This is a genomic window from Flavivirga amylovorans (genome assembly GCF_030540875.1).
Taxonomy (GTDB): Bacteria; Bacteroidota; Bacteroidia; order Flavobacteriales; family Flavobacteriaceae; genus Flavivirga; species Flavivirga amylovorans.
In genome coordinates this window covers 522,059-534,065 of record NZ_JAUOEM010000002.1, presented here as the reverse complement: position 1 = coordinate 534,065, position 12,007 = coordinate 522,059, and the positions used below count along the sequence as shown (strand labels likewise).

Annotated in this window: 8 protein-coding genes; 3 read left to right on the top strand and 5 right to left on the bottom strand. The window is 31.9% G+C overall.

What is annotated here, in order from left to right:
• The first annotated feature begins 251 nt into the window (after positions 1-251).
• From Q4Q39_RS07580 to nadB, 3 genes are all read left to right on the top strand, one after another.
• Complete coding sequence (locus Q4Q39_RS07580) at positions 252-2,075, top strand: hypothetical protein (RefSeq protein WP_303281801.1); 1,824 nt, start codon at positions 252-254, stop codon at positions 2,073-2,075.
• A gap of 217 nt (positions 2,076-2,292) precedes the next feature.
• Entirely contained in the window at positions 2,293-3,219 is a 927-nt protein-coding gene (nadA, locus tag Q4Q39_RS07575; RefSeq protein WP_303281800.1) for a quinolinate synthase NadA, read from the top strand.
• 2 nt (positions 3,220-3,221) lie between these two features.
• The gene (nadB, locus tag Q4Q39_RS07570; protein WP_303281798.1) at positions 3,222-4,793 is read left to right on the top strand and encodes an L-aspartate oxidase; all 1,572 of its coding nucleotides are present in this window, start codon (positions 3,222-3,224) and stop codon (positions 4,791-4,793) included.
• A 189-nt stretch (positions 4,794-4,982) separates the two neighbouring features.
• Here the strand turns inward: nadB and Q4Q39_RS07565 are convergent, their stop codons facing one another.
• The 5 genes from Q4Q39_RS07565 to Q4Q39_RS07545 all read right to left on the bottom strand — a co-directional run bounded on the left by Q4Q39_RS07565 (position 4,983) and on the right by Q4Q39_RS07545 (position 11,995).
• Positions 4,983-5,534 carry a class I SAM-dependent methyltransferase gene (locus Q4Q39_RS07565; protein ID WP_303281797.1) on the bottom strand — a complete coding sequence of 184 codons (552 nt, stop codon included), beginning with the start codon at positions 5,532-5,534 and terminating at the stop codon, positions 4,983-4,985.
• 31 nt (positions 5,535-5,565) lie between these two features.
• On the bottom strand, positions 5,566-6,816 hold the full coding sequence (locus tag Q4Q39_RS07560) for a YaiO family outer membrane beta-barrel protein (RefSeq protein WP_303281796.1): 1,251 nt from the start codon (positions 6,814-6,816) through the stop codon (positions 5,566-5,568).
• Between the two features lie 192 nt (positions 6,817-7,008).
• Positions 7,009-9,438 carry a sulfatase-like hydrolase/transferase gene (locus Q4Q39_RS07555; protein WP_303281795.1) on the bottom strand — a complete coding sequence of 810 codons (2,430 nt, stop codon included), beginning with the start codon at positions 9,436-9,438 and terminating at the stop codon, positions 7,009-7,011.
• A gap of 20 nt (positions 9,439-9,458) precedes the next feature.
• Complete coding sequence (locus tag Q4Q39_RS07550; protein WP_303281794.1) at positions 9,459-10,889, bottom strand: glycosyltransferase family 2 protein; 1,431 nt, start codon at positions 10,887-10,889, stop codon at positions 9,459-9,461.
• A gap of 2 nt (positions 10,890-10,891) precedes the next feature.
• Positions 10,892-11,995, bottom strand: a complete 1,104-nt coding sequence (locus Q4Q39_RS07545; RefSeq protein ID WP_303281793.1) for a HEAT repeat domain-containing protein — start codon at positions 11,993-11,995, stop codon at positions 10,892-10,894.
• Positions 11,996-12,007: the final 12 nt, after the last annotated feature.

The following is a 12,007-nucleotide window of genomic DNA, read 5'->3' as shown; positions in this document are numbered from 1 at the left end:
TTAAAAAGATATTAAAAACTTAAGGAAAATTAAAGATCGATTTCTATTGCTTTTTTAATACAAAACGTATGTTTAAACGTCTTAAATCTGCTAAATACGTGATTTAAAGCGTTAATTTTTTTAGTGAAAATTAGTGTTTTTAACTGCTTCATTGTCAATTTTATTAAGGGTTTGGTTATTTAAAGCATGATATATGTCATGTTCTATACCTATTAGAGATTATATATTTGTAGATTAACATAACAACAAATATGAAAAAGACACATTCGTTTCACATTCCTGTAATGGGCATAGGTTTTACAATAGACACACCATTAAAAGTAGCACAATACGGAATGGATTCTGTGATTTCTTTAGTTGATGATATTTTACTAGAGAAATTAAGAAAAATGTACAGTGAGAAATTTGAGGTTCCTTACAAAGAAATTACAGATAAGATAGATGATTTTAGGGCGAAAAGAATCACATCGTATTTGAATTTAATAAGTGATTTAGCTGATAAAAAATTTGAATCGTTAAAGAATATAACTACAGAGAAAAGTGATGAGCTCCGTGCCTATATTAATATGTTGCCTGACGGTTCTAAAATAAAGGACGAATTTAAAAAACTAACCTCGAAGGAGTTTAACCTTTCTGAGGTTAAAAAATGGGCAACAGGCAATTTATCTATGGGATCTATTGATGTTAACATCATGACTAAAGTAGATAAAGATAACTATAAGAAAAATGAAAAATTATCGGTTGAATATAATGATGCGCATGCTGCTTTAAGAGGGTTTGCCAATAGTAAGCTAAACTCTTCTGTGGTACTTTCTGCGGGTATGAACCCAAGATTGTATAGCTACATGTCGCAGTTTGATGGTTTTTTTCCAGATAAAAAAGGAGGGTTTGAAAAAAGGATTATTCTAAAAGTAAGTGATTATAGATCGGCTTTAATTCAAGGGAAATTTTTAGCAAAAAAAGGCTTGTGGGTTTCAGAATATAGAATAGAATCTGGACTAAACTGTGGCGGACATGCTTTTGCCACAGATGGGTATCTTTTAGGACCGGTTTTAGCTGAGTTTAAAGAAAAACGAGATGAATTAAGAGCCTCTATACAACAGTTATTAAACCAAGAACTTTTAAATCAAGAACGTGTTATTCCAAAGGCGTTGTTAGATATTAAAATAACGGCTCAAGGCGGTGTTGGAACTCAGGAAGAGCACGAGTTTTTAATAAACCAATATCAATTAGATTCAGTAGGTTGGGGAACCCCTTTTTTACTAGTTCCAGAAGCGACAACTGTAGATGAGAAAACATTAGATAAGTTAACTAAAGCAAAAGAGGAAGATTTATATTTAAGCGATATTTCACCATTAGGGATTCCATTTAATAATCTTAGAGATAATACTAAAGACCTTGAAAAGGAGGGGTACATTAATAAAGGAAGACCAGGTAGTGCCTGTCCAAAGAAATTTGTTGCTTTAAATAAAGAGTTTAAAGAAAAAGGTATTTGTACTGCTTCCAGAGAATATCAACATTTAAAAATAAAAGCATTAGACGAACAAGGGCTGTCATTAGAAGCCTATCAAGTTGAGTTTAATAAAATAATAGAGAAATCTTGCACCTGTGTAGGCTTAGGAACTTCTGCTCTTTTAGCATACAATTTAGATACAAAAGTAGAAGGGGAAGGCGTGTCTATTTGTCCTGGCCCTAACATGGCATATTATTCTGATGTTATGAGTTTGAAAAATATTACTGACCATATTTATGGAAGAGATAATATGGTTACAAGGCAAGATAGACCTAATTTCTTTATTAAGGAATTACACATTTATATGGATTTTTTAAGGAATAAATTGGAAGAGGCGAGACGATCAATTACTAAAAAAGAAGAGAAATACCTGCTTACTTTTGCAAACAATATGAAAGAAGGCGTGTCTTATTACAAAACCATGTTTTGTGAATTGAAACATACTTTTGAAGATATCAAAGAAGTTGTTTTAAATGAGTTAGATAAAAGTGAAACGGCTTTAAGTTTAATTAAAGTTGAAATTGAAGGTTTATCAATGAAAAGCCAACCTGCTATTGCTTGATAGCGTTTTTAAATATAATTTAATTCTATTTTTATGAAATATTAAAGTGTTTATTTAAGTTAGACTACTTTATCCAATGTTTTTTTGAAGATGCTTAATTTCTTCATAAATTTTTACCGTAATGTGATTTTCAATACAGTTTTAATTAAGATATTTGCAGAAATAATGATATTACAAAAACATTGATTTGTTGTGTAATGTGTTGAAGATTAGTAAAATGGATTTAGTAAAAGAAATAAAGCGCCTTAAAAAAGAAAAGAATGCTGTTATTTTAGCGCATTATTACCAAATAGCAGAGATACAAGATATAGCAGATTATGTAGGAGATAGTTTAGGCTTGTCACAAAAGGCAGCTGAAACAGATGCAGATGTTATTGTTTTTGCAGGTGTACATTTTATGGCAGAAACCGCCAAAATATTAAATCCAACAAAAACGGTGGTATTGCCAGATTTAAATGCTGGTTGCTCTTTGGCTGATTCTTGTCCGCCAGATAGTTTTGAAAAATTCACAAAGCAACATCCAGATCATATTGTGATTACTTATGTAAACTGCTCGGCAGAAATTAAAGCGCTAAGTGACATTGTATGTACCTCTTCAAATGCTTTAAAGATTGTTGAATCGGTACCAAAAGACACACCTATTATTTTTGCACCAGATAAAAATCTTGGAAAATATGTTATTAAAGAAACAGGAAGAGATATGTTGCTTTGGGATGGTAGCTGCATTGTGCATGAGGCCTTTTCAATGGATAAATTAATTGAATTACATAAAAAATATCCAGACTATAAAATTATAGCACACCCAGAATCTGAAGAGCATATCTTAAATACAGCAACTTATGTTGGATCTACTTCGGGTATGATAAATTATGTAAAAGAGCATCAGGAAGAGAAATTTATAGTAGCAACAGAAGCAGGTATTTTACATAAAATGCAGCAGGAGATGCCCAATACTGAACTTGTTCCTGCACCTGCTGTAGAGGATAATACTTGCGCTTGTAGTGAGTGTCATTTTATGAAAATGAATACCATGCAGAAATTGTATGATTGTTTATTAAACGAATCTCCACAAATTGAAGTGCCAGAACCGATTAGAGAAAAAGCGTTACTACCTATAGAACGTATGTTAGAATTATCTAAATAAAAATGATTACTACAGACTATTTAGTAATTGGCTCAGGAATAGCAGGGTTAACATTTTCAGTTAAAATTGCAGAAAAATTCCCAGAAAGAAAGATTGTTGTTGTTACGAAAGCTAACGAAGATGAGTCTAATACTAAATATGCCCAAGGCGGTGTTGCTGTGGTTTTAGATAAAGTGCAAGATTCTTTTAAGAAGCATATAAAAGACACTTTAATTGCGGGTGATGGTCTGTGTAAAGAAGATGTTGTTAAGCTTGTTGTTAAAGAAGGACCTGAACGATTGGAAGAATTACTGCTTTGGGGCGCTAATTTTGATGTTAATTCTAGTGGAGAATTCGATTTAGGAAAAGAAGGCGGGCATTCGGAATACCGAGTGGTTCATCACAAAGATATTACAGGTTACGAGATAGAACGAGCTCTTTTAAAACGCGTACATCAATTACCAAATATCACCATTTTAGCGCACCATTTTGCTATAGATTTGGTTACAAATCATCATATTAAAGACCATGAGTCTGAAAACTTAACATGTTTTGGAGCTTATGTTTTTAATCAAAAAACGGGTGATATTTTTACTATAAAGGCAAATAGTACGCTACTGGCTTCTGGTGGTATAGGTTGTGTGTACGGACATACAACAAATCCGGTTATTGCAACTGGAGATGGTATTGCAATGGCTTACAGGGCTAAGGCACGAATTAAAGACATGGAGTTTGTTCAGTTTCACCCAACAGCGTTATACGAAGAAAAGGGGGAGTCTTCATTTTTAATATCTGAGGCAGTTAGAGGGTTTGGTGCCTATCTTCGAAATAAAAAAGGCTATCGTTTTATGCCGGATTATGATAAACGTGCAGAATTGGCGTCTAGAGATATCGTATCTCAAAGTATAGATAGTGAATTAAAAAAATCTGGAGAGCCTCACGTATATTTAGACTGCACACATTTAGATATTGATGCGTTCAAAGATCATTTTCCTAACATTTATAAAAAATGTTTAGAGCATCATATAAATATTGAAACCGATTGGATTCCTGTTATCCCAGCATCGCATTATTTGTGTGGAGGAATAAAAGTTAGTAAAAAAGGAAAAACGACTATAGATAATTTGTTTGCATGCGGTGAATGCACGAGAACAGGCTTGCACGGTGCCAATAGATTAGCGTCAAATTCATTATTGGAAGCTTTGGTATATGCTCATAATATTTTTAAGCATCATAGTAAAAAGGAGTATAAATCAACAGATTTAATAATTCCAGATTGGAACGATGAAGGAACCACTATTCCAGAAGAACATATTTTAATACAACATAACCTGAAACAACTACAAGCCCTGATGAGAAACTATGTCGGGATTGTAAGAAGTAACAAACGATTAAAAAGGGCGATCAAACATTTAGATTTAATATATAATGAAGTTGAAGACCTTTATAAAGAATCTAAGATAACCACATCGCTTTGTGAGTTGCGAAATATGGTTAATGTATCTCACTTAATCATCAGGCAATCTTTAGATAGAAAAGAAAATAAAGGGGGCTATTATAATGTTGATAATGTAAAAAATAATGAGGGTGTTTAAAAAGGTTGTATCTCACCAAATATATTGAAAATTATCAAACAACTATTTGTTTGAAGATATAAGCGAAGCTTACGATTGAAGAATCTAATTTTGTTTTTACTTTACTACTGGTAGTTCTTAAATATAGTGAGATCCTCTACCTTCGGCCAGACAGGTTCGCTACGCTCTGGATGACATTTGTATTGTACTTTAATTTCTAACCTTTCTACAGTGATAAATATATTCTGTTATAAAGTTTTTGTTTGAAGTCATTTCGCATGCCTCAAATATTTGCTGAAATTTCTTGAAGTTGAATTTTGTATATAACACTTGACTATAGTAGGCATTATTTTCCAAAAGATCGTAAGCATCTTGTATAATAGCTAAGCCTTTTTCTTTACTAAAAAAGGAAAATGGAATGGATGAAATGACAGTATTTACATTCTCTTTTATATGTTTTTTTAAGTTTTGAGCGCCGTCGTTAACAATAACTAATCTATCATCTATAATATGTTTTCTTACATGATCACAGAAGCTTTCTTTTACCTCAAAAGCATATAGTTTTGATGTTGGTGATATCGTGTTCAATATCTCTTGAGTAATATTACCATGCCCCATTCCAAACTCTACAATAACTTTATGGTCTTCTTTAGAAACGTGCTTGCAAATATCAATTTCAACCTGTCTGCTGGTTTCAGATATGGCACCAGTAACGAGTAAGTTTTTTGCAAATGCTAAAGATGTTTTAAGTTTCTGATTCATCTAATATTTTTTGATTTTTGATTGAAATTTATTACTTAAATAATAAGTCCCAAGATAATGAAAATGAATAAATCCAGAAATAAGTTCCTGGATTAAAGCTGATTTCCTGATGCGCTATGCCAGCCTGAGCTCCCCATAGATTCTTGTTGTTTTTTGAAGAAAAATAATACCCTAAATTAAATTTTTGAGACTGCAAGTTGATAATGGAATCTTCATTGCCTCCAAAATTAAACCTGTTTTCTTCAGGAGAAAAACCTGCACCGACATCGACACTAAAATAGTTGTTAGCATCTTTCCTATATTTTCTAAAACTTAGGGTTCCAGATTTACTTGCTTTAGGTTCGCCAGGGGTTACATATGCTCTAAATGCCCAATAATTGTTTTTTTGATACCAACCAATAGAACCCGTATATATAGTGGTTGTAGCACTAAACTTTAAAGCTCTAAAACCTAATGAAGCTTCAAAAGCCTTAGGCAACGATTTATATAACTCTGCCCCATATCTTATATCTGGAAATAAAAATGAGTTAGCTATACCAAAATTCAAGTAAGCATATAACCCGTTTACTATTCTAGGATACATATCAATTTCAAATTGTGCTCCATTCGATTGAAATCGTCTGTTAATATTTATTTTGGCATGAATACTTCCGTATTTAGTTGCTCTGGCGTATTTTATTAGATAATACTGCATGGGGTCAAAGACTTGAGAATATAAATCTATAGAAGCTCTTAATCCAATAGTATTTAAACTCAGTTTAGTGGTTAAACTAGCTTTATAGGCTAATGCTTTTTCGTGTTTGGAGTCCTTTTTTAAAATGGTTTCTATTGTTGCTAGTGCTTCTTCAGGATTGTTTGATGCATCTTCTGCACTTGCTTTTAAGTATAAAATCTCTGAGTTTTCGGGGAAATATTTTAAGGCTTTTTTTATCATTTCTAAAGCACTAAATGGTGCCCCGCTCCATTGTTCATTTTTTATAGCAGCTTCCCAGGTGTCTAACCTATCTGGAGCTTTATTTAATACATAATCAAATTCCTTTTTGGCTTTTTTATAATGGCCATCCCAAGAATATGTACTTGCTAAAAACGAACGGATATCATGATAGTCTGGGTATTTTGTTAAAATATGAAGCAGGGTGTCTTGTGCCTGAGTCCTCTGTTTGTTAAAGGCCAAATCTCTTGCTACCTTAAACGCGTAGTCTGGATCTCCCTTAAAGGCTTTTTGTTGCCCGAAAGAACAAAAGTGTATAGACATTAATATGATAAAAACATACTTACTCATAACTTGAATTGATCTTTATTTTAAATATGAGTTCGATTGTTCTTTTTCTCAAATTCAAAATACTAATTGTATTTATGTCAGGTCGAGTACTTCGGCTATGCTCAGCATAAACTAAAGTCGAGACCTATTTTTAATGTATTAAAACTAACAACCTCTCGACTGCGCTCGAGGAGACAAATAGATTATAACATATTAATTAAATTCAGGGCTTAAGCCTTTTTTAAATGTTAGATAATCAGAATTATTAGGATGAATTTTAATAATACTATCCATAAGTTTAATGGCATACTCTGTGCGATCTAATCGACTGTAAGCTTTAGCCATTTTAAAGGAAATATCTGGGTTTAAGACATCATTTTTCATGGCTTGGTTGAATATCTGTACCGATTTATCGTCTTGTCCAGACCACCAATACATATCCAGAATTGCTAAATAAGCATCATCATAATAAGGAGATCTTTTAATAGCATTTAATAATACTTTTTCAGATTTTTCGTAGTTTCTTTCCCAGGCTAAAGACCTCCCTTTTATTATTATGGCATCCGTGTAATTAGGATATTCATTTAGTATAAAATCGCATAGTAAACGGGCTATTTTATATTGTTTTTTAAATGATAAATCTCTGGCTATAAACAGAATTTCATCGTATGTTTTTCCTTTTGTATGTGCATTAATTTCCACTAATTGCTCTGGAGAGAATTCTATTTTTGGTGTCACATAAATGTTAAGTGATTCTGGGAAAATTTTATTCTGTTGTGTTACATAAGCATTCATCCTTTTAAAAGCTAATAAAGAATCTGCCATGGTTTTAGCTATCACTTCTTCATTTACTTTATAGATTCCAAAATCTTCATTTATTTTGAACAGTTCCCCATCAGAATAGAAATAGTCTTTGTATATAAAATCATTGATACTTCCTTTATAGCGCATTAAAGGTATTTTATGAATATTTCTAAAATGTCTGGTGGTATCTAATCCGTTTCCAATCCAAGGAGTTTCATCTAATGGTTTGAATTTAAAGTTTTTCATCAAGCTATTTAGAACACTAGGCGTTACATCCCAGTGTGATGAAATAGATTTAAATGTATCGGCTTTTTTTAATAAAGGACTATATATTAATAAAGGGACATGAAACCTGCAAAGTTTGTCTTTTTGAGTGATTGGGATGATCCTGTGATCTCCTGTTATTATAAAGATGGTATTTGAGTAATCTGGACGTTGTTCATAGCCATGCATAAATTCCTTTATGGCCTTATCGGTATAAAGTAGGCATCCAAAAATGTCTTTATGATCATTGACCTGTTTTTTTATGGGTTCCAATTCTCGAGAAGCCGCTAATAGTTTATCGACTTCAGCTATATATTCTTCTTTTTTAGGAAATTCAAAAGGTTCATGTGTGGAAAGCGTCATAACAATATCTAAACGAGGTTGCTTTTCTGCTTCAAAAGAAGTCAATGCTTTTCTAAAAATTTCACTATCTGGATATCCCCAGGAAAAGCCACCATCGTTACCCTTTGTTTTTTTGAAGGCTGGACCGTATTTGTTTTCATCAACTAGGGTTTCAATACCGTTATACTCTAAAAAATTAATTTTTCTATCAAAACTTGATGGACCGCCAGAATAATATGAGGTTTTGTAACCATTGGCTTTTAAAATACTAATAAGTGATATATGTGAAGGCGTTTTTGTTACATCTAAAAAACCTGTTTCGCCGTATGGTAACGAGCCAAATAAAGAAGGTAATATACCAAATGATCGCCCTGTTGTGCTTACAAAATTTTCCCAATACAGCGATTTTGATATTAATGAATCTATATATGGCGTAAAACCGCTGTATTGGTTTCCACGTACAAACTCACTTCCTAAACCTTCTACAACAATAAAAACAATATTTGGTTTGTCCTTTTTATATGTTAAGAACGGCGATAATACATCTTCGGAATTATGAGATGATTTTAATAGCGGGTAATCGGTTCTGTTTACAAAACTAGATGTATTTAATTTGCTCTTTTCGCGCTGAAATTTTATAATATCATTTACTAAAAAGGATATTTTATTTTGGTGTGATTTACTGGATGCTCCAGGGATAATCAATTTTAAACACCCTAATAATACAATAGATAGAATGCCTAACCCTATTAGTTTTCTCCCAGATAAAGACTTGTCAATATATTTATATAATAATAAGAATAGTAACGGGAATATTATAAATGGAAAAAAATAAGTGATAGAGATTGATTCTGATACTGAGACAGTACTATAGGCATCATCAAATGAATATCCTAATATATCGACTCCCAGATTTGAATTGGTTGTTAAGCTATATTTTACAAGTGCAAACTGAATAATTACGAATAAAATAAACAATGCTTTTGTAATGATTAAGGCCCGTTTTTTTATCAATGAATTTAATAGTAAAAAAAAGGGAAGTAGTATGATGCCTATAATTAGACCACTCCAAAAATCATTGACAAGTTTATATATAGCTCCTAGAAAAATATTAGTCTCTGATGTTTTTGTAGCAAAAAGCTCAAATAAACTAACAAACCATAGTGCGCCAATTAAGGATATCGTTAAATACGAATATGTTTTTATAGCTTCTTTTTCGATATTAAGTTTCATTAGTACTTGTGTTTTTTAAACTATGATGAGGTTAAGCCTTTTCGTTGCATGACACCCCATTTCTTTTTCTTATTAAAATAGTAATCATAATTCCCTTTTATCGCTGCATATAGTATAAATGGATGTAAAACAAAGGGCTCTAACGCTGTTAATAAAACTAATTTATAGCCAGTACCTTTCTTTTTATATTGATGAAATGTTAACTCTTCAGAATAAAGCGCTATTATTGAAAACAGTACAGAAAAGATATAGGCAAGCATAAGAAATGATAGGGCGTATTCCCATCTAACTTCTTTTAGAATGACTAAAATGGCAAAATAAATAATACCTACTACTTCAATTATTGGAGCTAAGCGTTCAAATATTAACCAATATGGATAACTTAACATGCCGAAGGAGCCGTAGTTTCTATTAAAACCAATTTTTCGATGTTTTTTTAACGTTTCTATGGTACCACGTGTCCATCTATTACGTTGGGAAATGAATATTTTATAATTATCTGGAGCCTCAGTCCAACACAAGGGATCGGGAATATATGAGACTCTATATTTTTCGTTTTTCTCTTCCATATACCGGCGCATGCGCACAATAATTTCCATGTCTTCTCCTACGGTTTGGGTATCGTAACCTCCCACAGCAATGGCTATTTCTTTATCAAATATGCCAAAAGCACCAGATATTACTAATAGACCATTTAATCGGCTCCACGCCATTCTGCCTAATAAAAAAGCTCTTAAATATTCTAATATTTGAGATTGTACTAAAAGAGCTTTTGGTAGATTAACATCAATTAATTTACCACCTCTAATAATACAGGAATTTGCAATACGTATAACACCTCCTGTTGCGATGACTTTGGCACTGGTTTCCTCTAAAAATGGTTTGATCATTTTTTGAAGCGCATTCTCTAATAGCAAACAATCAACGTCGATACAGGCCACATATTTACTTTTACTAATGTTTAAGCCCATATTTAAAGCGTCAGCTTTCCCGCCATTTTTTTTGTCGACTACCATTAATTTTTCAAAGGCAGGGTTTTTAGATTTAAAGACACCAGCGCGTAAGGATTGTGTTTTGATTTTGTGGTTAATTATAAAATCAATTTTTTCTAAATCGTAAGCCTCAATAAGTTTTTCTAAACTGCTATCTGTACTACCATCGTTAATAATAATGACATTGTAATTAACGTAATGATTAGATAATAACGATCTTACATTTTCAACAACATTTAAACTCTCGTTATAAGCAGGGGCAATAATGGTTATTGAAGGCGACATGGTAGAAGACAGGATATCTTTATAGTTAACGAAACTGTTTTTTTTAAGATACTCTATAGTTTCTTTACCAGAGATTACCGATAGAATGATATATGATGTAATTGCAGTAAATGCATAACCAAAAAAGAGGTAATGCAGTATTTGCAAAATTATTTTAACGGTACTAGTATCCATAATTATGTATTAGTTACAAATTGTATGATTTTTTTATTACCTCTACTTTTTGTGGATTTACTAAGCCCCATAAATTTATCTATGTTGATAGATTTTAATATTTTAAGGGCTAATAATTGTATTTCGAAATTTTTATGAAAAAGATGTTTTTCGATAAAGGGTTCATCAGAAGGGACTACTAATTTTTCTAGTAAACCAAAGAAACTAATTTGTTCTTCTAAGCTTAGATCATTAAAATTAGCTTTTAGCATTTCTTTTGCTTCTATACCATAAAGGCTTGTTAGTACTTCAATAACTCTAACTCTAATCTTTTTTATTGGATGCGATAGTAATTCCATTAGAGTGTCTTTAACCTCAAATTGATTATACATCTTGGCTAGTTTTAGGGCAAATAAGATGACTGTTTCGTTTGAAGATTTTAACCAGGGTTTAATATCACAAATTTGTTGATCGTCAAATTTTTGAAGTGTTTCCAGTAATTGTACTTGTGCCCATTCAGATAATGGCGTTTTAAGTTCATCTAAAAAAGAGAGTCCTTTAAATCTAAACATATTTACCATGTATAGTTGCGTTTCTTTTCTAACTTCATGTCTTGGGTGTTTAATAAAAGGCTCTACAAGATCATGTGCTTCTTCAATTTTAAAGCGTGTTAGTTCACCAATACCCTTTGCTATGATATACCAGTTTTTATTTTCTAAACGAGCTAAAGCATAATCGTAAAGACCTGTTTTAAAATAAAGTGTTTTAATGGAGTCGGACATTTCTCCGGACACTTCATTCATTAAATTGTATAAAATGGAAATAATTATTTTACGTTTCGATTTTATATGTACTGAAACGTTTAGTTTTTCTATTATTGCTATTTGTTGGTCGTTAATGTTTCCATCTTCAGAACTAGAATATAAATACTCAATTAATGTCGATTCGTAATCTTTTCTAAATCTGGCGGTTTCTATATCTTTTTTTCTAAGTGTTGCTCGTATTAACTTTAAGTATAATGTAAGAATAACAATGGCTGTAAATAAAATGCAACTAACTGCCCAAGCTAGTTGTATTAAGAGCGGGGCTTCATTAAAATAATCAATAAGGTATTGATAAGTTGCCATGTTAAACACTGT

Bases quoted from the DNA above. Each gene is read 5' to 3' on its own strand.
- Q4Q39_RS07580 (WP_303281801.1), top strand. From the start codon at position 252: ATGAAAAAGACACATTCGTTTCACATTCCTGTAATGGGCATAGGTTTT.
- nadA (WP_303281800.1), top strand. From the start codon at position 2,293: ATGGATTTAGTAAAAGAAATAAAGCGCCTTAAAAAAGAAAAGAATGCT.
- nadB (WP_303281798.1), top strand. From the start codon at position 3,222: ATGATTACTACAGACTATTTAGTAATTGGCTCAGGAATAGCAGGGTTA.
- Q4Q39_RS07565 (WP_303281797.1), bottom strand. From the start codon at position 5,534: ATGAATCAGAAACTTAAAACATCTTTAGCATTTGCAAAAAACTTACTC.
- Q4Q39_RS07560 (WP_303281796.1), bottom strand. From the start codon at position 6,816: ATGAGTAAGTATGTTTTTATCATATTAATGTCTATACACTTTTGTTCT.
- Q4Q39_RS07555 (WP_303281795.1), bottom strand. From the start codon at position 9,438: ATGAAACTTAATATCGAAAAAGAAGCTATAAAAACATATTCGTATTTA.
- Q4Q39_RS07550 (WP_303281794.1), bottom strand. From the start codon at position 10,889: ATGGATACTAGTACCGTTAAAATAATTTTGCAAATACTGCATTACCTC.
- Q4Q39_RS07545 (WP_303281793.1), bottom strand. From the start codon at position 11,995: ATGGCAACTTATCAATACCTTATTGATTATTTTAATGAAGCCCCGCTC.